General features: G+C 69.2%; 15 protein-coding genes and 2 pseudogenes. 11 read left to right on the top strand and 6 right to left on the bottom strand.

Translation table 11 applies throughout. The features are described from left to right. The first annotated feature begins 12 nt into the window (after window positions 1-12). Together OHA03_RS31775 and OHA03_RS31780 are read left to right on the top strand one after the other, a co-directional pair. Entirely contained in the window at window positions 13-900 is an 888-nt protein-coding gene (locus OHA03_RS31775) for a helix-turn-helix transcriptional regulator (RefSeq protein ID WP_267007152.1), read from the top strand. 224 nt (window positions 901-1,124) lie between these two features. Next, window positions 1,125-1,988 (top strand): NmrA/HSCARG family protein, encoded by an 864-nt coding sequence (locus tag OHA03_RS31780; protein WP_267007153.1) that lies wholly within the window; start codon window positions 1,125-1,127, stop codon window positions 1,986-1,988. 67 nt (window positions 1,989-2,055) lie between these two features. Here the strand turns inward: OHA03_RS31780 and OHA03_RS31785 are convergent, their stop codons facing one another. Together OHA03_RS31785 and OHA03_RS31790 are read right to left on the bottom strand one after the other, a co-directional pair. Then, window positions 2,056-3,387 carry a PP2C family protein-serine/threonine phosphatase gene (locus tag OHA03_RS31785; RefSeq protein WP_267007154.1) on the bottom strand — a complete coding sequence of 444 codons (1,332 nt, stop codon included), beginning with the start codon at window positions 3,385-3,387 and terminating at the stop codon, window positions 2,056-2,058. A gap of 239 nt (window positions 3,388-3,626) precedes the next feature. Continuing rightward, window positions 3,627-4,034 carry an SH3 domain-containing protein gene (locus OHA03_RS31790; RefSeq protein WP_267007155.1) on the bottom strand — a complete coding sequence of 136 codons (408 nt, stop codon included), beginning with the start codon at window positions 4,032-4,034 and terminating at the stop codon, window positions 3,627-3,629. Window positions 4,035-4,386: 352 nt separating this feature from the next. Between OHA03_RS31790 and OHA03_RS31795 the strand changes: the two genes are divergently transcribed. Then, a complete protein-coding gene (locus OHA03_RS31795; RefSeq protein WP_267007156.1) occupies window positions 4,387-5,145 on the top strand; it encodes an IclR family transcriptional regulator in 759 nt (252 codons plus the stop codon). Between the two features lie 211 nt (window positions 5,146-5,356). Here the strand turns inward: OHA03_RS31795 and OHA03_RS31800 are convergent, their stop codons facing one another. After that, window positions 5,357-7,744, bottom strand: a complete 2,388-nt coding sequence (locus tag OHA03_RS31800) for a SpoIIE family protein phosphatase (protein ID WP_267007157.1) — start codon at window positions 7,742-7,744, stop codon at window positions 5,357-5,359. 371 nt (window positions 7,745-8,115) lie between these two features. Here OHA03_RS31800 and OHA03_RS31805 point away from each other — a divergent pair, with 371 nt between their 5' ends. The 5 genes and pseudogenes from OHA03_RS31805 (at window position 8,116) to OHA03_RS31820 (ending at window position 14,392) form a co-directional block, all read left to right on the top strand. Further along, window positions 8,116-10,203 (top strand): SpoIIE family protein phosphatase, encoded by a 2,088-nt coding sequence (locus OHA03_RS31805; RefSeq protein WP_267007158.1) that lies wholly within the window; start codon window positions 8,116-8,118, stop codon window positions 10,201-10,203. 158 nt (window positions 10,204-10,361) lie between these two features. Then, complete coding sequence (locus OHA03_RS31810; RefSeq protein WP_267007159.1) at window positions 10,362-11,144, top strand: VanZ family protein; 783 nt, start codon at window positions 10,362-10,364, stop codon at window positions 11,142-11,144. A gap of 383 nt (window positions 11,145-11,527) precedes the next feature. After that, window positions 11,528-11,695, top strand: a pseudogene (locus OHA03_RS48060) (PAS domain-containing protein); the annotation flags it as partial. 117 nt (window positions 11,696-11,812) lie between these two features. Beyond that, the gene (locus tag OHA03_RS31815) at window positions 11,813-13,807 is read left to right on the top strand and encodes a SpoIIE family protein phosphatase (RefSeq protein ID WP_267007160.1); all 1,995 of its coding nucleotides are present in this window, start codon (window positions 11,813-11,815) and stop codon (window positions 13,805-13,807) included. A 324-nt stretch (window positions 13,808-14,131) separates the two neighbouring features. Further along, the gene (locus tag OHA03_RS31820; RefSeq protein ID WP_267007161.1) at window positions 14,132-14,392 is read left to right on the top strand and encodes a hypothetical protein; all 261 of its coding nucleotides are present in this window, start codon (window positions 14,132-14,134) and stop codon (window positions 14,390-14,392) included. Window positions 14,393-14,439: 47 nt separating this feature from the next. On the opposite strand, the pseudogene OHA03_RS31825 reads toward OHA03_RS31820, so the two are convergent. Further along, window positions 14,440-14,688: pseudogene (locus tag OHA03_RS31825) on the bottom strand (bile acid:sodium symporter family protein); the annotation flags it as partial. Here OHA03_RS31825 and OHA03_RS48065 point away from each other — a divergent pair. Continuing rightward, window positions 14,660-14,908 (top strand): DUF6281 family protein, encoded by a 249-nt coding sequence (locus tag OHA03_RS48065; protein ID WP_354006159.1) that lies wholly within the window; start codon window positions 14,660-14,662, stop codon window positions 14,906-14,908. The pseudogene OHA03_RS31825 and the gene OHA03_RS48065 sit on opposite strands and share 29 nt — an antisense overlap. Before the next feature lie 396 nt (window positions 14,909-15,304). On the opposite strand, the gene OHA03_RS31830 is transcribed toward OHA03_RS48065, so the two are convergent. After that, complete coding sequence (locus OHA03_RS31830) at window positions 15,305-15,493, bottom strand: hypothetical protein (protein WP_267007162.1); 189 nt, start codon at window positions 15,491-15,493, stop codon at window positions 15,305-15,307. A 215-nt stretch (window positions 15,494-15,708) separates the two neighbouring features. On the opposite strand from OHA03_RS31830, the gene OHA03_RS31835 reads away from it, so the two are divergent. Beyond that, the gene (locus OHA03_RS31835; protein ID WP_267007163.1) at window positions 15,709-19,638 is read left to right on the top strand and encodes a S8 family serine peptidase; all 3,930 of its coding nucleotides are present in this window, start codon (window positions 15,709-15,711) and stop codon (window positions 19,636-19,638) included. Between the two features lie 278 nt (window positions 19,639-19,916). Here the strand turns inward: OHA03_RS31835 and OHA03_RS31840 are convergent, their stop codons facing one another. Continuing rightward, a complete protein-coding gene (locus tag OHA03_RS31840) occupies window positions 19,917-22,631 on the bottom strand; it encodes a M4 family metallopeptidase (protein WP_267008236.1) in 2,715 nt (904 codons plus the stop codon). Window positions 22,632-23,599: 968 nt separating this feature from the next. Between OHA03_RS31840 and OHA03_RS31845 the strand changes: the two genes are divergently transcribed. Then, complete coding sequence (locus OHA03_RS31845) at window positions 23,600-24,577, top strand: LacI family DNA-binding transcriptional regulator (protein ID WP_267007164.1); 978 nt, start codon at window positions 23,600-23,602, stop codon at window positions 24,575-24,577. The last annotated feature ends 17 nt before the right edge of the window (window positions 24,578-24,594 follow it).

Genomic DNA, 24,594 nt, shown 5'->3' on the forward strand with positions numbered 1-24,594 from the left:
TACGGTGGATGCATGGACCGCAGCAGTGATATCCGCGAGTTCCTGCGTACCCGCAGGGCCCGGATCACCCCCGAACAGGTCGGCCTCACCCCTCACCGGGGCGCCCGCCGCGTTCCGGGACTGCGCCGCGAGGAAGTCGCCCAACTGGCCGGAGTCAGCGTCGACTACTACATCCGCCTGGAACGGGGCCGCGTCCAGGGTGTCTCGGAAGCCGTCTGGGAGGCCGTCGCCCGAGCTCTGCAGCTGGACGACACCGAACGCGCCCACCTCTTCGACCTCGCCCGGCCCACCATCGGCCGAACCCGCCGCAAGCGTTCGCTCGCCCCGCAGAGGGTCCGTCCCGCCCTCTACCGCACCCTGGACGCCCTCGGTGTCCCCGCCATCGTCCAGGGCCGGCGCATGGACATCCTGGCGGCCAACCGACTCGGCTACGCCCTGATCGCCGACTTCCAGGCCCGGCCCCACCGCGACCGCAACGCCGCGCGCTTCGTCTTTCTCGACGAAGCCGCCCGCACGCTGTACACCGACTGGGAACGGGTGGCCGCCGACTGCGTAGCCACCCTTCGCCTGTACGCCGGCCGCCATCCCGACGACCCACAGCTCACCGAGCTGATCGGAGAACTGTCCCTGCACAGCGACACGTTCCGCCGCATATGGGCCGACCACGACGTTCAGGCCCACACCACCGGCACCAAACGCCTCCATCACCCGCTGGTCGGCGACCTCGCCCTCGACTACGTCGTCCTGGCCGTCGAAGACGACCCCGAGCAGACTCTCGTCATCTACACCCCAGAACCTGCCTCACCCACTGCTGAAGCCCTCAACATCCTGGCCAGCTGGACCGGCACGTCCCCCACCTGCCGACCCGCTCCCGATCAGGCACCCAATACAGCCGGCTGACCCCGCGCCGTTACCCACGACGGTTCGACACAGGCGCCCGGCCTCCGTCACCCGGGCAGCCTCCTGCGCGACAGGTGGTGGACTGTCGGCGTGCCTGCTCGGGCTGTTGCAGGGAGGCTGCGGTCGGATGTCGACGATGGGTGAAAGGTGGCCGGTGGCGTCCCGAGACGCGGGCGGCAATCATGAAGACCGGGGGAGAAGGAAACGCAGGGAAGCCGAGGCACATGTCCGTACACGTGGCAGTTCTTGGGGCTACCGGCGGCCAGGGCGGTGCAGTGGTGCGCGCGCTCCTGGACGGAGGGCATGCGGTGCGTGCGGTGGTCCGCGACCCTGCGGGCCCCCGGGCGCGCACCTTGCTCGAGCGTGGCGTGGTGGTCGTCCCCGGTGACCTCGGCGACGCGACCTCCCTGGTGAATCCGTTCACCGGAGTGGACGCTGTGTTCGCGGTCACTACGCCGTTCGAAGACGGGCCGGAGGCGGAGGTGGAGCAGGGACGTGCCATCGTGCGTGCCGCCGCGCAGGCTGAGGTGCCGCATCTCGTACTCGCGTCTGTCGCCTCGGCCGGCCGGTCCACGGGGGTGCCGCACTTCGACAGCAAGCAGCGGATCGAGGAGATTCTCATCCGAGAAGGACCGCCGTGGACGGTGGTTGCTCCGACGTACTTCTTCGACAACCTGCTCGGCGATCTCCAGGGCCTTCAGTCCGGACGGCTGGAGCTTCCACTTCCGCCTGACCGGCCACTGCAGCAGTTGGCCCGTCGCGACCTCGGGGCGCTGGTGGCGGCCGTTGTCTCCGACCGCGAGCGGCACGTCGGCCTGCGGATCGAGGCCGCATCCGACGCGCCCACTCCCGCGCAGATGGCCGCTGTCCTCCAGCGTGTGCTGCACCGTCACGTCGAGCCCGTCCAGGTGCCCCTCGCCGTGGTCCACGAGAGCAGTGCTGACATGGGGGCGATGTGGGACTTCCTGAACCGCGAGGGCTACCGCGTGGACATCGAAGCGCTGCACCGTTCCTATCCGGACATCGCCTGGACCACGTTCGCCGACTGGTCCGCCGGCCTGGCCACCGAAAGTCGATCTGCCCCGTAACGGCCCCGTGCCCGACGCAGCTGTCCGGTGCCGGACCACTCCGTACATCCTGCCCGGCTGTTCGGACTCATTCGGCCTGCTCGGGGGCCAGTCTCCAGTTGTTGCCGGCGCCCGCCGGGTGTGAAGGGTGTGGGTGTGGTCTGCCGGGTCCGTGTGTCGGACCGCGGTCGCCGACGCTGTGCACTACGCCGTCGGCCGCCGCATCCGGATGATGCCGATCGTGGTGGGCGACCTGCTGACTCGGTGGCGTGCTCGGACTATCCGGTGTTTCATCGCGCTGGACGACGATCATCGCCATGTCGTCGTTCAGCGGGCCTGCCGCGTATGCCTGGAGGTCGGCGGTGATCTTCTGCACCAGTGGTCCGGGTGCCTGATCGGTCCAGGCGGCGGCGCGCTCGGCGAGCGGATAGAACGTGCCCTGTCCGTCGCGGGTCTCGCTGACGCCGTCGGTGTAGAGCAGGAGCCGGTCGCCGTAGGCGAACGGGAAGGTCGCCTGGACATAGGAATCGTCGGCCAGCCCGCCGAGACCGAGGGGCAGTGCGGGAGCGGGCACATTGAGCGCGGTCGCGGTGGCGTTGCGCAGCAGCAGGGGCGGTGGATGCCCGCAGCTGATCACGTGGACCACCGGCTCGTTGTCCGGGATGTCCACCACCACGGCGGTCACGAAGCGCTCCCCGACGTCCGCCTCGGACCCCGAAGACTCCGAGAATTCCGCAAGACCCCACCGGACGGCGCCTTCGAGGTACGCGACCAGCTCCGGCAGTGGGGACTGTCGGTGGGCCGCGGCGCGGAACGCGCCCAGCATGATCGCGGTGTCACTGATCGAGGCGAGGCCCTTGCCCCGTACGTCCCCGATGACCAGCCGGGTGGAGTCGGAGGCGCGGGCGACGGCGTACAGATCGCCGCCGATGCAGGTGCCGGCCTCGGCGCTGCGGTACTCCGAGGCGATGGACACCGGTCCGGCCCTGTCCGGCAGCGGGCGCAGGACGACGCGCTGTGTCGCGTCGGAGACCGAACGCGCTCGGAGCAGCTCCAGCCACAGTCGGTCCCGCAGAAGAGAGAAGATCACCAAGAGGGCGGCGAGCGCCGCGAGGGACCCGAACTCGACGAGGACACTCTCGGTGGTCAGAACCCCGCGCTCCGCGCCCGCGATGATGAGGGAAGCCACCGCGAGCCCGCCGATCAGCGCGGTGAGTCGAGGGCCCGCGACGACGGAGGTGACGGCCGGGGCCACGATGAGCAGGTGGCCGAGATGGATGTCCGGCGGCAGGAAGTGGTCGGCCACCGGTATGGCGACGATCAGCACCAGGGGCACCACCAGCCACAGAGGGCCCGGCGCCGACCGGCGCCAGGACCGCAGGATCTGGCTCAGTGGTGTGGTGATGGTCGCAGCTGTCACGTCGGTGCTCCGGTCCTCCTCGCCCTATACCACCAACGCGTCGCCGACCGTCGCTCATTCCGCCGTGCGCCGGTCAGCCGGTCATGGCCGCCTGCAGCGCTTTCGGAAGCTGCCCGGTGGGACCGGCGAATGAACACGGTGTCGGAGGGGCGACACACCATGGCGGACCGTGGTTTCGGGCGGGGTACCACCAGGCCCACGGTCCGCCATGGTGCGAACGGTCTGAGGGACAGTTCGTCTCAGCCCATGGCGTCGGCGGCCTGTGGACTGTGAGTCAGCTGGCTCACCGGGAGGTCCTTGCAGTACGGGACGGTCCCGGTCCGCACTACGTAGCTCGCCGAGATCCATGACTGCCTGTCACGCAACAGGTACCAATCGTTGTTGCCGGCGATGGTCTGCGCACGTACCTTGCATCGCAGACCCACCTGATCCTGGTACTCGTGGGTGTCCACCACCGACGAGTCGGTGCTGGGGTACTGCCGCTCGTTCAAACCACTCTGGCTGGTCACCGTGGCATAGGGCTGCACGGGAGGAGCGAGCTGAGCAGGAGCAGCAGCGGCAAGCAGCGGAGTACCGAGCACGACGACTGCGGCAGCACCCGTGCCCGCTGCGATGTGCCGAGCGCGCCTCTCCAAGATCTTCAACATGACCATCCCTCTCGCTCATTTCCTGACTCCGGATCACATCGGATCACCCCTTGGGGCATACGCTCCGCACCTTGTGCTGCGGCAGCGCATTGATCCCCCCGAAAAGGCGATTGCAGCCGGGCCGCCCGGTTCAAGATCGTGGCCGGGCTCCGAGCCGTGCATGTTTCGGCGCCGGGCGGCTGAAGCCGACGGGAGACCGAGGACGACCTGGAGGGCGAGTACGGGGACCCGCGGGGGCGGTGACCTGACCGGACTCCCACATACGGTTGTCGTACCTCACTCCATGCGCCCCAGGCCGGGCACGCTGCAAGACGCCTTGCCGCCCTCCGGCACCGGGTCCATGCTTGGTGGCATGGGTGACCAGACCGGCCCCGAGCTCATCGCGTCCGTCGAGCGTGCCCTGCGTCTGTTGGAGGCCGTAGGGGCGCACGAGGGAGGTGCCCCCGCGCAGCAGCTGGCCCTGGAGACGGGCCTGCCATTGGCCGGCGTCCAGCGGTTGCTGCCCGCACTCGCCCAGGACGGATACGTGACAGAGTTGGACGACGGTGCTTTCGTTCTCTCCTGCAGACGCCACGCGCTGGGCGCTGGGCGTAACGGGCAGGGGCTACCGGAGCGCATACGCCCTGTCCTGATGTCCCTGCGGGACGATCTTTCGGTCGCTGTCTATCTGTCCATTTACGAGCAGGGCGAAATCCGTGTCATGGAAATCGTCGACAGTGCCCAGGCTCCACGCGTGGACTTCTGGGTGGACTTCCAGGACGCCGGACACGCCACTGCGCTGGGCAAGAGCGTGCTGCGTGAACTGGACGAGGAAGCGCGCGCCGACTACCTCTCCCGGCACTCCCTGACCGAACTCACGCCCCGCACCATCACGCGCAGGGAGGAGCTGATGCAGCAACTCGACTCCTCACTCACAGAGCCGGTCGTCATGGACCGCGAAGAGTACGCCCGCGGTACGACGTGCGTCGCAGTGCCTGTGTACAGCGGTGACCAGGTCGGTTCGCTCGGTATCTCCTTCCGGTCGGACTGGATGTACCGGACCACCCGGGTCCGGGCGGGGATGCTGTCGGCGGCGATGTGCCTGACCAGGAGGCTCTCGCTCCCCGACTGAACCCGGCCCGCCTGCCGCGCCCACGTATCGCGTGCCCCTACTCGCCCGGGTGATCAACGAGCGGTGCCGTGGGTGCGTATCCTTGCCCACCCACCGCCGGATCGCCTCAGGTACACCCGGGCCCGCCGGTGCCCTCGGCGGGAAAGCGGAAGCCATTTGGTCTGCGGCCAGTCGCAGCGCCGAGCCGGTGCCTCCGCGCTGACCGGCACACCTACTCGGGAAGGGGCTGCTCGGCCCAGATGGTCTTGCCCGTGCCGGTATGCCGCATCCCCCAGCGCTCGGTGAGCTGGGCGACCAGCATGAGACCGCGTCCGCCCTCGTCAAAGATGCGGGCGCGGCGCAGGTGGGGTGCGGTGCTGCTGGCGTCGGAGACCTCGCAGATCAGCGTTCTTTCTTTGATCAGCCGCAGCTGAACGGGTGCGGCGGCATAGCGGATCGCGTTGGTCACCAGCTCGCTGACCACGAGTTCGGTGACGTAGGCCAGGTCGTCCAGCCCCCAGGCGTGGAGTTGGGCGGTCGCCTTGGAGCGGGCCTCGGCCACGAAGGCGGGATCGGCGGGAAGGTCCCAGGTGGCGACGTGCCCGTTGTCCAGGGCACGGGTACGGGCGATGAGCAGCGCGACATCATCGGCCGGCTGCTCGCCGAGCAGAGCATCGAGTACGCGGTCGCAGGTGGCCTCCAACGACGGAGCCGTGTCGGCGAGGGCCGTGCGCAGAGCGTGCAGGCCGGCGTTGACATCGCGATTCTGTGCCTCGACAAGGCCATCGGTGTAGAGGGTCAGGAGGCTGCCTTCGGGCAGTTCGCGTTCAATCGCCTCGAACGGCAGCCCGCCCAGGCCGAGTGGCGGGCCGGTGGGCAGTTCCAGGAAGTCCACCGTGCCGTCAGGGGTCACCAGAGCGGGCCAGAGGTGGCCGGCGCTGGCGAGTGAGCACTTGCGGGAGATGGGGTCGTACACCGCGTACAGACAGGTGGCTCCGAGTTCCGCGAAGGGCGTCCCCGTTCCGGAATCGGGCCCGGATCCGAGCCGGACGACCAGGTCGTCCAGATGCGCGAGCAGTTCGTCCGGGGCCAGATCGACGTCGGCGAGGGCGCGTACTGCGGTGCGAAGGCGCCCCATGGCGGCGGACGCGTGGATCCCGTGACCGACCACATCGCCGACAACCAGGGCGACGCGGGCGCCGGAGAGCGGGATCACGTCGAACCAGTCACCGCCGACGCCGACTTTCGAGTCTGCGGGCAGGTAGCGGCTGGCCACGTCGACAGCGGCCTGCTTGGTAACCCCCTGCGGCAGAAGGCTGTGCTGGAGGGCCAGAGTTGTTGTGTGTTCGCGCGTGTAGCGGCGGGCGTTGTCGAGGCAGACCGCGGCGCGCGCCGCAAGCTCCCTGGCGATCTGCAGGTCTGCCTGCTCGTACGGCCCGGCGGACGGATCCAGGCGGGCGAAGAGCACGACGCCGAGGTTGGTGCCGCGGCCGCGCAGCGGCACCACCATGAGCGAGTGCGCGCGGTGCCGACTCACCCAGGCGGTCCGGACCGGGTCGTGGGCCAGCCAGCGGGTGATCTCGGGCTCGCCGATCCGGTGCAGGGTGCCGCGACCGGTGGCCAGACTGCGAGCAACCGGCGAAAACTCCGGGTAGGGGGACAACTCGCCGACCGCGACGACAGCCTTTACGTCGGGGCGGGTGGCCACGCGCCGCAGCACCAGAGGACCGTCGTCCGGAACGGGCGGGGGCTCGTCGCCGTGCAGTACGGCGTCGAACAGATCGACCGAGACGAAGTCCGCGAGGTCGGGCACGGCCACGTCGGCCAGTTCCTGCGCGGTGCGAGCCACGTCCAGGCTGCTGCCGATACGCCTGCTGGCCTCATCGAGCAGCGCAAGACGTTCGCGGGCCGCGTACTGCTCGGAGAAGTCGAGAGCTGCCTGCTGCACGCCGTGCACCAGGCCAAAGGAGTCCTTGAGCGGGGTGAAGTGGATGGTCCAGGCGTGGGCCTGGGGCTCTCCTGGCACCTTGACGTAGTTCTCGATGTGTTCGGGCTCCCCGGTACGCAACACGTGATCGACGGATCGTTCAGGGGCCTGGAAGGCGGGATCTGGCATGTGCTCGGTGATCCGGAGCCCGCGAAGATCCCGCTCCGTGGCGGCGAGCTGCTTCGTCATGGGCTCATTGACCCGTAGGAACCGGCCCTCGGTGTCGTAGATCGCCAGGGCGAACGGGGACTGGTCGAACGACCAGCGGATCAAGGGGTCCGTGTCGCGGTTCTCCTCCCGCTCCTGAATGCCCTCCAGCAGCCATCCGGCTCGCCCGTCACCTGTGGGCAGCGGGCGCGCCCGCAGCCGGCATTCGACCGCGCTGCCGTCCCGGTGGCGGAGTACCACGTGTCCCGTCCAATCCCCCTGCCGATCGAAACGCTCACGGACACCAGCGGGGAGGGGCGAAGCAAGCAGCGCCGTCGCGAGCCGGCCGACGGCCTCACCGGCGGAGTAGCCGAGCAACTGTTCCGCACCGGTGCTCCAGCCGGTCAGCGTTCCATCCGGAGCTGCCACGGCCAGAGCCGCGGCGGGGGTGAGGGAGTCACCTGGCATGCTTGCCGGTGTGTCCATGGGCCGATCACCTCGCCTTCGAGTCCACTGGTGATTCAAGGATCTCTCGGTCCTGCCGCCAGATCGCGTCAAGCGGGATCGCACGTGCTGGACGCAGTGAATCGGACTTCGGGGGAACCAGCGAGACAACCGGCGGTGACGGTCCGTAACGGTTGTTGGCAATCGGCTGTCGGTACCGCGCTGATCAGCCCGAGATCCGGTCCGGCGGTGCCGCGCCTGCTCCGCGGGGGATCCTCCCCGCCTTCTTCCGTCCGCCAGGTCCTCAGGCTGTGGTCAGTAGCGCCGGGAGAGAGGATGGAAGACGATGAGAGGCCTGGTGGGGGGTCCACGGAGTCGAGCACGGCTATGCATTGCGGGAGAAGGGGTGCCTCATGGGTGCCACCGGTGCGTTCCCGGAGGGACCTGCCTCGGTGGGGGTCGCCCCGGCCGAGCCGGGTGGGCTGCTGGACGTGCTGGGTGTGGCCGCGGTGGTGCTGGACAGCGCGGGACGGATCGCGTTGTGGAGCCCGCAGGCCGAGGAGCTGTTCGGCTGGACCGCGGACCAGGCGCTGGGCCGGTTCGCGGCCCCCCTGCTGGTGGCCCCGGAGCACTTCGACCTGGTGCTGCACCTGTTCTCGCAGGTGATGACAAGTGGTGAGACCTGGGCCGGCGTGTTTCCCGTGCGGCACAAGGACGGCAGTACGCGGCTGGTGGAGTTCCGCAACATGCGGCTGCTGGGCGAGCAGGGACAGCCATTCGCCCTCGGTATCGCCACCGACCAGGCCACTTTGCGAGAGGTGGAACGGGATCTGGCGCTGTCGGTGCAGCTGGTGGCCCAGTCCCCGATCGGCCTGGCCGTCCTGGACACCAACCTGCGGTACGTGATGGTCAACCCGGCGCTGGAGGGCCTCAACGGACTGCCGGCCGCCCAGCACATCGGCAGTGATGTCCACCAGGTCCTGCGGTTCCTGGACGATACCGAGGCCGTCGCGTCGATGATGCGGCAGGTTCTGGACACCGGCAGACCGCTGATCAACCACTTCATCGTGGGCCGGTCACCGACCGATCCGGGCGATGAAATCGCCCGGTCGGTCTCGTATTACCGGCTCGAGAATCCGGCCGGGCGGGTGCTGGGTGTGGCGGCGTCGGTGGTGGACAGTACCGAGCAGCACCGCGCCGGCCTGGAGGCGGCCGCTGCCCGCAAGCGGCTGGCGACCATTGCCCGGGCCTCGGCGATGGTGGGCACCACCTTGGATGTGGAAACAACCGCCCGGGAGCTGGCCGACATCCTGGTGCCCGAACTGGCCGACCTGGCCGCCGTCGACATCCTCGACGCGGTCCTCGACGACCGGCAACCAGAAACTGTGTCGCCCGGGGCACCGGCCCTGTTCAGGGCGCTGGCAGTCACCGCTGCCTATCCCACCGACGCCGTCTACGCGGCCGATCAGACCGGGCACATCGCCACCTACGCCGCCGACCGGCTCATCACCCAGTGTGTGACCACCGGCCGCCCCGTGCTGGTGAATCAGGTGACCGAAGCGGACCTGCAGCACATCGCCGCCGAACCACGGGGAGCCGCCCTCCTGGCCCAGGCCGGCCTGCACGCCTACCTGGCCGTGCCGCTGATAGCCCGCGGGGAAGTCCTGGGCGCCCTGGACCTGTGCCGCGCCCGCAACCCGCAGCCGTTCGACCCCGACGACATCGTCCTGGCCGGTGAGCTGGCCGCCCGCGCTGCGGTGCGCATCGACAACGCCCGCCTGTACCAGAACCAGCGCCGCACCGCCCTGACCCTGCAACGCCACCTCATGACCCACACGCCACCCCAGCCGACCGGCCTGGACATCGCCTACCGTTACCAGCCCGCCCAGGCCTCCGCGGAGGTCGGCGGTGACTGGTTCGACGCCATCCCCGTGGCGGGTGACAAGACCGCCCTGGTCATCGGTGACGTGATGGGCAGCGGGATCAACGCTGCCGCGACCATGGGACAGCTCCGCACCGCCGTCCGCACCCTGGCCGAACTCGACCTCGACCCCGCGCAGGTCCTCCTGCACCTCGACCACATCGCCGCCGGCCTCGAGCCCGGCTTCGCCACCTGCATCTACGCCGTCTACGACCCGCACCGCATGCACTGCGTGATCGCCCTCGCCGGCCACATGCCGCCTGTCCTGACCCGACTCGGCCGACCGCCCGAACTTGTCGACCTGCCCACCGGCACTCCCCTCGGCGTCGGCGTCGCCGCGTTCGAACAGACCACCCTGCAGCTCGATACCGGCGACCAGTTGCTGCTCTACACCGACGGCCTCGTCGAAACCCGCAACCAACCCATCGACACCCGCCTGAACACCCTCCTCGACCTCCTCACCGAGCCGCAGCCGACACTCGAAGCCACCTGCGACCACCTCCTGGGTGCGCTGCGCCATCCGCACGACCACGACGACGTCGCCCTCCTCGTCTGCCGCACAAACGGCCACCGACCGTGACCACCGGCGCATCCCACCCGCGCCTTGCCACAGGGAGGGAGACTGCGGGGGATCGTCAAGCGGCCCCGCTTCGCCTGACCCCATCCCCTTCCGGCCCGTCGGGGCATGAAAGGGCGTTCCGCAGGTGTGCTCGTGGCCGATGAGGGCAACTGTGTGCCATGACAGCAGAGGTGAATCGTCAGGAGCGGCGACGACGGGTGTGGGGAAGCACGCTGCTGCGTGCGCTCGTCCTGGTGGCGACATTCCTGGCCCTGACCGCATTCTCCATCGCCCTGGCGAAGGTGACGCTCACCCCGTCACCGGCATCGGAGGACCTCGTCCGGTCCAACCTCCGGCCCGGAAGGTCGTTGCGACAGTACGCCGAGGACTACACCTTCCTCGCGGCCTGCAAGCAGGCCGGCGGAAACCTCCTGCTGGGCGTCCCGTTCGGCATCCTGCTGCCGATTCTCGTGCCGCGCCGGCTCCGGATGCTGCGCATGGTCGTGCTGACGTTGACGGTGATGGTGGTGATCGAACTCGTCCAGGGCGCCTTGGTCCCCGGGCGTGCCTTCGACATCGACGACGCGATCCTCAACACGAGTGGCGCGCTGCTCGGATATCTGCTGGTGGGGCGGCGGATCAGCCATCGCTATCACGTGCTGGCGGAGGGGACGACCCGCGCGGAGGCGGCTCGGGAGCCGAAGCCCGAGCGAAAGCTTGCGCCGAAGTCCGGGACCAAGTCCCGGACCAAGTCCAAGCTGACGTCCAAGCCCAAGCCCAAGCCCAAGCCGAAGCCGAAGCCGTCATCCAAGTCCAAGGCCATGCCTGCATCCAAGGCCAAGGCCAAGTCCAAGGTGAAACCGAAGTCCAAGTCCCGGAGCAGGGCCGCGATCAGCCGTAGCCCGTCCGGACTGGTTGCCTCCGGACGCGCCCTGTTCGGCCGACTGACCCGTGACCGGTGACCTGTGAGCCGGGTCCGGGCGGGGGATCGCCCGGACCCGGTCGTCACGGTTCCTGGAGCGCTGAGTAGGCGTTCTTCATGACCTCCTGGAACCGGGCGGAGAACCACTGTCCGGAGAGAGGCGTCGGGGAGCGCGTCGGCGTTACCTGACGGTCGGGTCACCCACCCGGTCCAATCCCTTGTCCTCGTCGTTCGGGATCGCCCGGCTGGAGCCGTCGTCCGACTCGACCGGCGGCGTCGTCCGGACGAAGGCGTCGCTTCCGGTCTCCGGGTCGACCTGTGGCCCTCACTATGGAAGTGGGCGCCGTTGCGCCTATGAGTACCTGCTTGCGGCCGAGCGGCTGTGCGGCTCGTGGGTACGGGCCGGAGCGGAGGTGTGCGGCCATGTCCAGCGGAGACGTGCTCATGCGAATCGATGACGGCGGGCGGGTGACCGACTGGTCTCCTGCGGCCGGCGAGGTGTTCGGATGGTCTGCGGAGGAAGCCGTGGGCCGGTCAGTCAGTGCCCTCGTGCACGAGAACAGTGCCGCTGAGAACTGGCTCCGGGCCCTCTCCGACGGTCCGGGCTCGGTAGTGGTGAGGCCGGTACTGACCGACTCGTCGGTGACGTGGGAGGTGCGAGCCGGCGTGGACGCCGGTTCACATTGGGATCTGGCGATGCTGCGGTCCATGTTCACTCACTTGCCGATGCACCTGCATGTCCTGGACGACCGACTGCGCATCGTCCGCGTGAACGCGGCGATGCGCGGGATGTGCGCCACCTCGGTCGACTCGCTGCCGGGCCAAGTGTTCACCGAGGCCTACCGGCTTGCTGCCCCTGAGGAGGAAGCGGCAGTGGCACGCAGCGTCATGGAAGGCGGGGAGCCGGTGTTCGACCGCATGGTGCGATCCGTGCAGGGGCCCGCCGGCAGCAATCCGAGAACCTATTCCATCGCCTACGTGCGCCTGGAGAGCGAAAGTGGTGGGGTCCTGGGCCTGGTTGCCTCCGTCATGGATGTCACCGACCGCGAGCGCGACCTCCAGCGCCTGAAGATCCTGGAAGAGGTCCGTCGACAGGTGGGCGAGCGGTTGGAGGTCATGGCCGTCTGTCAGGAATTGACGAAAGCGGTGGTACCGGCGTTCTCGGGGATCGCGGTGGTCGAGGTCATCGAGGACGTGTTCCGTGGTGAGGACCCGCCGCTGGCCCCGGTCGACCCGGGAGTACCCCTGCGGCGGGCTGCTTTTCGCGGGCTGATGTCGGCCTACCCGGTGGGTGAGGTGCGGAACCTGCCGTACGGAACCCCCTTCTCGCGCGTACTGGCCGACCTGCGCCCGCGGGTCGTCCCGGTGGAGGAAGACAGCTTGTGGCTCGCGGCTGATCCTGCTCGGGCGGAGGCCATCAAACGCTCCGGCGCCCACTCCCTGATCGTCGCTCCGCTGGCCTTGCGGGGCCAGGCGTTGGGCGTGGTGAGCTTTTATCGGCACGGGGCAGAGGACCCGTTCCAGGAAGAGGACCTCGCGCTGACGTCCGACGTGTGCGCCCACGCCGCGCTGTGCATCGAGAACGCGCGTCGCTACATGCGAGAGCGGACTATCGCAGCGACCGTGAAGCGCAGGCTGCTGCCGCAGCGACCGGCGACGCCGTCAACGGTGGAGGTCTCCCACCTGCACCTTCCCGGACGAGGAGGCGGGGGCGCGTGGTTCGATGTGATCGAGCTGGCGGGGGCGCGGACAGCATTGGTCCTCGGTGACGTCGCCGGGCTGGGTGTGGCCACTGCCACCACGATGGGGCAATTGCGGATGGTCATCCAGTCCCTGGCCGCTTTGGACCTGGAACCGGACGAACTGATGGCGCGGCTGAGTGACACTGCCGCCCGCCTGGCCGCCGAACGCGCGGCGCTCCCGGTCGGTGACCCCTTGCACCGTGAGCCGCTCACCGCCGGCTGTCTGATCGCGGTCTACGACTCGGTCGAACGCCAGTGCACCATTGTGCGCGCGGGCCTGCCGGAGCCCTACGTGGTCTTCCCCGACGGCAGCTCGACCACCCTGTCCGTCCCTGCGGGCCCAGTACTCGCCGGCACCGACCAGGCCCCGTTCCCAGCCACCACGGTCGACGTACCCGCAGGAAGCACCCTGGCAGTCGGCAACGAAGACATCCTTTTGGCGTCCGCGCACCTGCGTTCCCTGTTGGACCAAGGAGCTGTTCAGCCGTTGGACGAGCTCTGCGACGTGCTCGCGTACGCGATGAGGGACCGCTACGAGACGGAGAAGCTGGTACTGCTGGCACGCGCCAAGGCGCTCCCCGCGGAGCAGGTCCTCACCCTGCCCCTGCCGGCCGGCCCCGAAGCCGCACCCCGTGCGCGCGCCGCCGCCCGCCGACAGCTCGCGGCCTGGAAGATCGACGAAGACAGCACTTTCACCACCGAGCTCATCGTCAGCGAGCTCGTCGGCAATGCGGTCCGCTACGGTGCCCCACCACTTCGACTGCGTCTGATTCTGGACGGGATGCTCACATGCGAGGTGAGCGACGCTGTGAGCAGCGCTCCGCACCTCAAGCACGCCCGAACCATTGACGAGACAGGACGAGGGCTGTTCATCGTTGCCACTGTCGCCGAAAACTGGGGCACCCACTATGACGCGCAGGGGAAGACCGTCTGGGCGCAGCAGCTCACCGGCGTTGCTTAGTGCGCACCATACTCGCGGCTCACTCGGGTACGCGACGAGACGCCTCCCGCACAGCAACCCGGTCGCCACACTCTTGATCCCCTTGTGCACGGCGCGACCAGGGGCTTACTGGTGCTGCGGGTCCGGTAGAAGCCCGGACCCGTCAACCGGCAGGACGCGCTGCACCAGATCGCCAACGACTTCCGCGAAGGGCTGGGGCGGCGCGGAGGATGGTGATCCTGGAACACGCCGGTCACCTGCTCAACAGGTCAGGGGCACCCGCCTCTTGAGATCCACCGTCCGAAACACGCCAGTCGGCGTGGGCCCACTGGAAGGATTTCGTCCATGACCGACAGCGCCCCCGGCCAGAAGGCCTGCGAACTGCTCGCCCAAGCATCCCGGCACCCGGTCGCCAGTCCCCAGCGCAACGCGCTGGTGGCGGAAGCAGCTGTGTGGGCACAGCTGGAGCACGCAGCCACCATGGACAAGCACGCAGCCGTAGTGGTCGAAATCGAGTCCGCCCTGGCCTCCCTTGCCGACTCCGTGCAGCAACTCCGCAGCGAGGTCGGCGGTCTGACCGGACGCATGAAGCCCAACCAGAAATGAGTTGCAACGACCCGGCGAATCGGCGCCGGCCCGCCGGGCAATTTCCGTCAGGCTTCCTCGGCCGTGGTTGTGGCCAGTGCGTGGCCGGCGCCCGCAGGTGCCGGCGCAGTGTGCCGTGACCGGTGGGACAGCCAGGCGGCGACCAGGGCGCCCGAGATGTTGTGCCACACGGAGAACACGGCTGCCGGTAGGGCGGCCAGCGGGCTGAAGTGAGCGGTCGCCAGTGAGGCGGCGAGCCCCGAGTTCTGCATGCCGACCTCGAAAGCCATGGCGCGGCTGGCGGGTCGGCCGAGGCCGGTGGCCTCGGCGCCGCCACCAAACCACCCTGCGAAGACACCGGCGGCCAGGACAAGGGCGAGGAGCCGGTTACGACGGAGACCCGCCTACGAAGTGGACGGCATCTCTCCGAAGGTCGCCATCGCCATTGGGGACACACCGAAGACAGCCACGTTCTTCGCCGCTTACTCCGGCTCAGAGCTCCCGCCCGAGGTACAGAAACTGATCGACGGTTCTTGATCTGAAACGCGGGGTTCGGTGTGGCTCAAGAGCTGACGCCACACCGAACCTCGCGCACCAGAACAGGGCCTCGGCTGGCGAGTCGAAGGATTCCGAGATTCGCAAGGTCCGTCAGGCGGATTGGCAGGTTCATGGCTATTGACTAGTTTCCTCTTCGGCCGGGGTGTCATACAGAACCCGCCCCCCGGGAGGATGCACCTGGTTGCATCGTTCGTCACTCACCGCGCCCTCGATGGCGGACGTATCACCTGAAGGGCGACCTCCACCTCCAGTCGCTGAGCACTTCGGCCGTCGAGGTGGTGGCCGGTGGCCAACTGGTCGAGCTCGCTGCCGGGCCGGCCTCTGCGGGGGACGATGTCGCCGCTTCCCTGGGCATCGGGTCACCCGACTCAGAGCTCACTGGGCCAGTTCGCTCCGCCTGCGGGCCGGCAGCGACCACAGGAACGAGCGTGGCGGTCCGGCCTTCCATCGCGGGGGCCGGCCCTCGATCCGGATGACCGGGAGCTCGTCGTCCAGGGTCCGTGGCGCCCGGTCGGTCTCTTCGGGCGACGCACCGACCGCAGTCAGCCCGTCACTCCTGTGCATCGCGGATCTGCGGCCGGGCTTACGCCTTCGTCCGCCGGTAACGAGCGGACGCGCATGTGAGCAACTGCGCGAACCCGCGACAACTGGATCTTGTCCAGCGTGACGTGGCGCCGTCAAGGTGAGCACCGTACCGCCAGTCCCGAAGACGTAGTTGGTCACCCCGCACGATCCTCGAAGGGCGTTGCATGTCCCTACGTTTCAGACGAGCCCGGTTGATGACGCTCGCCGCTGTCCTGCTCGCAGCCACCTCAACTCCCATGGCCCACGCCGCCGATCCGCACGCGCCGCAGTCGTGGACCTCTGCTCCCGCCGCGCACTCCCTCACCCTTGCCGACGGCTCGGTGGTGCACTGGTCCGATGACGGAACGGGAACCCTGACCGGCAAGGACGGCACCATCAGGGCATTTCCCGTGCCCGGAACCAAGGGGCGCAGCGGCTTCGGCACCGCTCTCTCCCCGTCCGCCGAGATCATCCAGCGCCGCGCGAACGCCTCCGCGCTGACGCCCTACAGCGTGGGCACCGCGTCCGGAGGGGCCCGCTCCGCGGTCCGCCCGCAGACCATGAACTCCGGGGCCGTGCCGCTCCCGGAGGAGGTACGCGCGGTCATCGACGACCTTGGCTCGCGTGCCGGGGCCCGCACAGCCGGACCGGCCGCCCTTGACGGCCTGCCCACCAACCAGGGCCTGACGACGTCCTTCCAGTCGTACCTCAACTCCGGCGGCGTCAACGCGGTCGGCGCCTTCCAGGACAGTGCGAAGTACCTCCACGGGCTGCCCGGCGAGGGGCAGATCGTCACCAACGTGTCGCTGGGCGACCTCACCGACCAGTCCATGGCGGACGCGGGCGACGACTACGTGCGCACCTACGGTCCCACCACCGTCGTCCAGCACGGCCAGCGGTACCTGGACTACCCCTCCTTGCCGCTCATTCCCACCTACACCAGCGACAACGCGGGCCGTCTCGATCCGACCGGATCCATCGAGGGCCAGGACCCCAACCTCGCCGAGGTGCTGCTCGACTTCTCGATGATGGCGCCGCTGCCCCACGACCGGCAGCGTGCCGAGGCGACCGGAAGCGGCGCCACCGACCTGCTGGGCATCGCACCGGGAGCGCAATACCGGCTCGTCATCCCGGAGGAGGCGTCAGCCGAGGGCATCGCGACGGCCCTTCGCGCCGCGGCAGCCCAGAAGCCCCGTCCCGACGTGATCACCGCCAGCCTCGGTTTCGGCACCGACGGGTCGATCGGCTTCCCCTCGCGGTGGCTGGAGGACGACCCCGAGATCAGGGCCACCCTGCGCTCGATCGTCGACTTGGGCATCGTGGTGGTCGTGTCGTCCAACGACGGCACCCGCCTCGGTCTGCCGGTGTCGGTGGGCCCGGACGGCGGCAGCACGCCCACCGACCTGACGTCGAGCACCCACGCCCAGACCGACATCGACGACGTCGCCCCGACCACCACCCCGTCGCTGGTCCGTGACACCGGGGTGATCGCCGCGGGAGGAACCACCGTCGACGACACATTGACCTCGGACGACGTCCGCACGGCCGTCTACCCGACGACCCGCTACAACGGCTCCGCGGGCTACTCGTCGGGCTTCGGCACCCGTATCGACCTGGCCGCGCCGGGGGACAACCTGCCCTCGCTGATCCACACCTCCGACGGCACGGGCGTGGTGCTCAACGGCGGCACGTCGGCCTCCGCACCGATGATCGCCGCCGCGGCGGCCAACGTGCTGGCGGCCGCCGAGGGCACCGGGCAGAAGCTCACCCCGCGCAAGGTCCGGAACCTGCTGGTCGCCACCGGCCGGCCGCTCGCCCAGCCCCCGCAGGCCGACCGGGAACTGCACATGGGCCCGCAACTGGACGTGACCGCGGCCGTGGAAAGGGTGCTCGCCAAGCGCCGTGACATCGCTCCCTCCGCGCTGCGTCTGTCCGTCGCCGAGCGTCAGCTCCTCTCGGTCAGCCCCACCACGTCGTTCGTCGAGGCCACCGACCCGTCCGCCATCGACCTGGCCGGGCCCGAAGTCGGCTCAGGCAACCCGTCCGGTCAGAACACCGTCTCGCCCATCACACTCGGACTCGACCTGACCGGCGCCCACGACGGACTGACGTACCGTCTGCGCGTCGGCAACGAGGGGAGCATCCCCTCCGACGGGCCCAGCCTGCGCCTCCTGCCGCGCGAACTGCTCGGCGCGGCAGGCCTGCCGCTCGCGTCGTCCGGCCCGCGCAGCGTGCAGGTGACGTTCGAGGCGCTCGACAACGGCAGAGTGGTGGCCTCCGCCGCCCGCAGGCTCACCTTCGGCGCGGCCGACGGGACTTACCTGCAGCCGCAGGCCCCCCGCGTGCCCGGCTCGTCCCCGCTCGGCAAGCCCGTCACCGTGCACTATGACCTCACCGGCCTCCGCGACACGACCGACCCGGAACTGGTGCTGTCCTCGGTCGGCCACTGGACTCCCTTCACCACCAGCGACAAGTGGCGTGCGGCATGGCGCACCCCGCTCACCGGCACCAAGGGCTCGGTGACCATCCCCGCCTCGGCGTTCGAGGCCGGCGGCGCCGGCCTCTACGGCGTCGGGACCACCCTGTACGGAGGTCAGGTCTTCGGTGACTTCCGAGCACTGCGCGTCGGGCCCGACGCGGACCAACGGCCGCAGGCACCGCTGCTGAGCCACGGGGACACCGTCAAGGCGCACGCCGCGGAGCTGTCCCTGGCCGAGCCCAGGCTGACGGTCTCGTGGGACGCCGGCTCGGTGAAGCACGCCGACGGCGCCGTGATCGAGTTCCTGACCCCGGCACCGACGTTGTACGGAGCGCTGAACACCGCCACCAACCAGAACGGCAGCGGCCGCGACGACAACGGGGTCGACCACGCCTCCACCCTGTTCCGGCCCCTGCCGTCGGTCAAGGGCAGAACGGTCCTCGACCTCAAGGCCCTGGACCTGCCCACCGGCCTGCAGTACCCGGTCCGGATCATCGCCACGCGCGCGGGCAAGCCTCTCGGGCAGGCGTCGCCCACGTCGTTCGTGCAGTACCTCGACGGCGACACGGTCTCCGGGACCCTGGAGAACTTCGAAGTCAGTAACGGCACGGCGCTGCTGGCCACCGACGACTTCGTCCAGGGCGACGACGGCTGGACACACCTGCGGAGCTCAGCCACCACCGCATACTCCCTGGCCGACGGAGAGCTCGGCACCCAGGTGTCGCACGACACCGGCACGTCGATGATGCAGGAGGTGGTGGGGGCCGATCCCACGACCGGGAACACTCTCATCGCGCACCAGTCCTTCGACGGTGCCGCGCTTCCGCAGGTCGACCTGCGCGACACCGCGACCGGGGCCGAGGTGAAACTGAGCCCACTCGACCAGGGAGGCGGCTCCACATCGGTCACCTACCAGGGCGGCGCAGTCGATCCGGCTCGGCACCGGGCCGCCGTGATGACGTTCGACGGGGTGTCCGGTGTGGCCAGCCTGTGGACGGTCGATATGGCCACGGGCCGGGTCTCCGAGCCGCTGCCGATCAACGAGACCAATCCGGGACGGAGCTTCAGCAACGTCTCGGTGGATGCCTCGACGGGCACGTTCTTCGTCGCCACCACCGGCACCATGGGGCCTTGCCTGTCCGGACGCGTCCCCTACTGGGCCGTGGCGGTCGACCTCGGCAACCGGGTGGTGTCGCCGCTCACCACGATGCCGGCCTGCACCGCCGGCCTGCTGCCCGACGGCAAGGGAGACAAGTTGTACGTCGCTGCCGGGCCCGCTACCCCGAACTACTCCAGCGGCGAGTTCCCCACGAGCACCTGGCGGTCCGCGGACCAGAAGGCCCTGGCCACCTCGGCGCCAGGCGACCTGGGGACCAGGGGTGTTATGTGGCCGACGCTCGACACCAAGCACCACCTTGCCCTCGTCGCCCACCTGTACGAGGAGGCCACCACGGACGACAACAACGCCCTGAGCGAGATCACCGTCATCGATCCGGACACCGGGAAGGTGCTGGCACGACACCCCATCGCCAATCTCGTGAGTTCCACCCTCACCACCTCCAATTTCGACTTCACCAGCCGCCGCGGCCTGTTCATCGACCCCGGCACTCGGACCGCGTACCTGGTAAATCCCTGGGCCAACGGTCTGGAGCGGTTCCACTACTGATCCGCTGACCAGGTCGGAGGCGGGCTTGTCACCCCTTGGGTGACAAGCCCGCCTCCGACGCGCTCAAGAGGCTCGGGTGTGCGCCCTTTGACTTTCGCGACTGGGTGGGGAGCCCGGGGATCCCCTCTTGTACCCATGGGACCCGAGCTGCGCCGGGCCGTGTCAGCCGGTGGCCGGTCTGTTGCGCCCCCATGCGGCTGCCGGTGAGCCGACGGCCGACGGGGTCGGGACCGGCGAACGCCGGTCCCGACCCCGTCGGTTGGTCGGGCAGGAGGTGCTCAAGCGCACGTGCCTGCCGGGCGGTTCCGGGTGACCAGGTCGGTGTCCGTGGTGGTGGTGTCCATCCAGAGCACACGGCTGCCGGTTTCGGCCGCCGCATTGGACTGCTGGCCGTGGCTGCAGGAGACGCGACCGAGCGGGGCGCCCTTCGGGGTGAACTGCTGGAGCTTCGCGAGGGAGTCGTTGTAGTCGTCGAACACCTGGGAATACGAGGCGTAGACCGTCAGGGTGACGGCGGATTCCGAGGCGGTGAGACCGTAGGAGCGGACCGGGTTCGGGCCCTTCTCCGCGATGAGGTCGGTGACATCGGAACCGTCGACGTCCGCCCGGCGCAGGGTGGTGAAGTCGTCGTCGGTGTAGTCGGTGTCGATGAGCCAGTACACCCCGGACGCGGTGGCAACCGGGGAGCTGATCCACTCCGGCTGCGAGGGCGCGCCCAGCGGCGTGGTCGTGCCGGCCGTGATGTCGTAGACCTCGACGACAACACCGTAGACGCCGTCGAACAGCCCGTCGTGGATGTACGCGATGCGTCCGTTCTTCACGGCCGGCTTGACTGCCTGGTTGTAGTCCCGGCCGAGCGGGACCACCTGCGGCGTGGTGCTGCCGCCCGTCAGGTAGGAGACCCGCTGCAGCCCGGTTCCCTCGTCCCGCTTGGACCACGCCACTGTGTCACCGTCGACGCTGAGGCCGCTGATCTCGTCGGTGGTGCTGAACAGCGTCTTCGGCGCGCCTCCGCCGACCGGGGCGGACATGATGTCGTAGGTGTGGGAGTAGGGGTCGTCGGGGGAGACGTCGCCGACGGCCACCCAGACCACGCGCTTGCCGTCGGTGACCGGGCTGAGGTGGGACCGACCGTCGTTCGGGGAGATCTGCCGGGCCTTGCGCTTGCCGTCGGTGCGGCCGACCCACACGGCGTACGGCGCGGTGCCGTCGGCGCTGGACTTGGGGACCGCCCACCACCCGTTGCCCGCGCTGGGGCTGTTGCCGGTGCCGACGAATGACATCATGGTGCCGAGTCTGCCGACCAGGATGTCGCTGTCCAGACCCAGGCTCTTCTCCCAGCCAGGGACGACGCCGTGGGCTTCGAAGGCCTTCTTCACCGCAGTCAGCTGACTGCCCTTCACTCCGAGCGACTTGGCCGCGGCGACGACCGTGTCCCGGCCCTCGTCGAAGCCGTCGAGCGGGGCGACGTACGAGGACAGTGCCCGGTAGACGATGCGGTCGGCCAGCGGGCCGCCGAGGCTTTCGCGGATGTCCCACAGCGCGCCGCTGAAGATGGTGGAGTTGACGTGTACGCCACCGTTGTCGTAGGCCGAGCCGAGGGGCAGGCCGAGGAACTTCTTCGTGGTGGCGCCGTCGTTCAGGTCGCGGAACGCGCACTCCCGGGGCGTCCGGTTTCGGCACAGGTCGCCGCCGATCAGGCCCGCGTCGGGGTCGCTCATCGGGGTGTGGTTCGCGGTGACGTCGATGACGTTGCCGAAGTAGTCGGCTATGGCCTCGTTCATGGCACCGGACTGGCCGGCGTAGACAAGGTTCGCGGTGTGCTCCACCACGCCGTGAGTCATTTCGTGGCCCACCACGTCGAGGTCCGAGGCCAGCGAACGGTACTCGTCGTCGCCGGTGCCGTACACCATCTTGGTGTGGTCCCAGAAGGCGTTGACGAACGGAGAGCCGTAGTCGGTCACGCCGACCAGGGAGTTGATCGCCATGCCCTTGTCGTCGAGGCTGTCGCGCTTGAAGGTGTCGTGGTAGTACTCGTACACCTTCCCAGCCGCCCAGTGCGCGTCGACCGCACCGGACGCGGTCAGCTCCGGGCCGATCTTCGGGGTGGGCGAGGTGAACGGCACGACGCCCTCCGGCCATACGCCGGAGACATCCTGGTACCAGAGGCTGGAAGCGTCCCAGGTCTGTATGACGCCCCGCTGCTTGCCGTCGGCCATGTGCGCGGTGTCGCGCAGCAGGTACTGGCCGGTGGCACCGTCCTTGGTCAGGTACAGCGGAACGGTGGAACCGTTGAGAAGGGTGCCCTGTCCGGTGACACCGGCCGACCCGTTCCCGGGCTTGGTCGGCTCACCGGGCTTTGTCTGCCTGTCGGTCTTGCCGCCCTGGTGGCCTGCGGCCTGCTGTGGCGCCGTGAAGGTCGGCAGCCCGCCGGACTCGAAGAGCGTGACGCCGGTGGCGGCATCGACGTAGACCTCCTGCACCACCGGCGCGCCGGTAGCCGGGTCGGTGCCCCGTACGGTGATGTGGCGGGTCAGGACACCCTTGCCGGTGGGCAGGACGGTCAGCCCGCGGTCGGTGCCGGACAGGGTGTCCGCCCCGCTCTTCGCGTGGGTGGGGCGGTAACCGCCCTTGGCCAGCTCGGCCTGCACCTGCCGCACCGCGCCGTCCACGGCCGTGCCGACCGGCAGCGTCGCCTTGTCGGTGTCGATGTCGAGGGCGGTGAAGTAGGAGCCGGAAGTGCCGGTGACGGTCCGCTTGCCGTTTCTGTGCGTCATCCGGACCACGTACTGGGCGCCCAGGACCGGGACTCCGCGGTACTTCTGATCCAGGCGCACCGTCTCGGAACCGTCGGGGTCGGTGGTGACGATGTCGGTGCTCAAATCCCGCTCGGGCGCAAGAATCCGATAGCGGTCCTTGTGCCCGGCCAAATGGGTCCGGGCCGCCGTCGCGGCTGGGAGTGACGCGTCCACCGAGTCGGCGAGTCCCTCCACCAAGGCGGGTGTCTCCGTACCTGGCGCGGTGTCCCCGCTCGGTGCGGCCGGCCCGGTCGCCTGTGCGGGAGAGGTCAGGCCGGTGACGCTCAGGGCCGCTGTGACAGCAAGCAGCGCCGACAGACCGGCGCGTCCGGGTCTGCGAGCAGGCCGACGTCGTATGTGTGATGACATGTACAAGTGCCTCCGACGGCCCGGTACAGCCCAGGCCCGGTAGTGGGACATCAGATGATCGGCGCACCGTCGCGCCCGCGGCTCGGACTGCACCTTTGTCGTCCCGCACACGAACCACAAGGGGATCTCCGGGGCCAGTAAGCGCAGTTGCGCAGGTGCGAAGCAGCAGGCGGCCCCGGTGCGGCCGACACCCTCGACCCTCGGGTTCATCCGCTCAGGTGTCGAGGCCGCTGCAGGCCGTCCGGCCACAGGGCCGTGACGGCGGTGGGATGAGGTCGGTGCCGGGCGTGCACGGAGGGCTCGTCGATGGCGTCCTGGAAGAGAGCCTCGAGCCGCACCTGCTCCGACTCGTGACGAAGACGTCGGGGCGTTCCTGCCGCAGGACAAGGACGCTACGCAGAACGGGAGTTGACTAAAGCATTGACATGCTCAGGACTCACCGCCACTCTGATGCAAGCTCGGAATGCAACCGGTTGCATCCCAGTGTCTGAGGGCCGCATGCCGGAGGAGCGAGGTATCCCCGCGCTTCGTACACCCCCATCGACCCCCGGCCGAAAGGACTTCCGGTGCTACAAGGCACAGACCACGACTGCCGCCAAGGGGTCCGTGGAAGCAGGTGCGGAGTCGGACCGGTCATCTCCGCCCCTTGGTCGTTGCCCATTTTTGCAACCGGTTGTAAGAAGGAGGCGGCGCCGTCGGTGCGGGCTAGTGTGTGCACCTGACGAAGAGTCGGCCGGGTTCGGGCAGAGGCCGGCCGACAGTGCTTACGGCGGGCAAGGGAAGCAACCGTGGTCATGACCATCCGTGACGTCGCCCAGGCCGCCGGGGTTCATGTCTCGACCGTCTCCCGGGCCTTCTCCGCCTCCCATCTGGTGAAGCGGGAAACCCGGGAGCGGGTGCTCGCCATTGCCGCGGAACTGGGCTACCAGCCCAACGAGACCGCACGCGCCCTGACCACGGGCCGCACACGGAATCTGGGACTGATCGTTTCCGATATCGCCAACCCCTTCTTCCCGCCGCTCATCAAGGCCGCCCAGGCCTACGCACGGGTCCGCGGCTACCAGGTCTTCGTCGCCGACACCGATGAGGACGCGGCCGTCGAGGAGGAACTGATCCAGACCCTGGCCCGCCAGGTGGACGGTGTGATCCTGGTCAGCCCCCGGCTGACCAACGACGTCATCGGCCGGCTGGGCGGGGAGCTGCCTTTCGTCCTGGTCAACCGTTCCGTGGCGGGGCTCTCCGCCGTACTCATGGATGTGGCGAACGGTGCGGCCCTCGCGGTGGATCACCTGGCCGGACTGGGGCACGAGCATCTGGCCCTGGTCTGTGGCCCCCGCAGCTCGTGGACCAGCGCGCAGATGCGACGGGCCGCCGGGAAGGCCGCCGCCGACCAGGGGGTCCGGCTGGACGTCCTCGGCCCCAATCGGCCGACGGAACACGGCGGCATCGCGGCAACGCCCGCCGTCCTGGGGACGGGCGCCACCGCTGTGATCGCCTACAACGACCTGGTCGCCATCGGGCTCATCGAGGGGCTCGACGACCGGAGCGTACGCGTGCCGCGGGACATCAGTGTGATCGGCGTGGACGACACCGTCGCCGGCAGGCTGAACCGCCCCCGGCTCACCACCGTCGCCATGCCCACCGCCGCGGCGGGGCGCACGGCGGTCGATCTGCTGATCCAGGCTCTGGAGACGTCCGGCGAACCGGCAACGGCCCAGACCATGCTGGCGACCTCCCTGGTCGTCAGGGACTCCACCGCCGCCCCGGAGTAACCGGCCGGCTGATCGTT

The sequence above is a fragment of the Streptomyces sp. NBC_00154 genome (assembly GCF_026342835.1).
Taxonomy (GTDB): Bacteria; Actinomycetota; Actinomycetes; order Streptomycetales; family Streptomycetaceae; genus Streptomyces.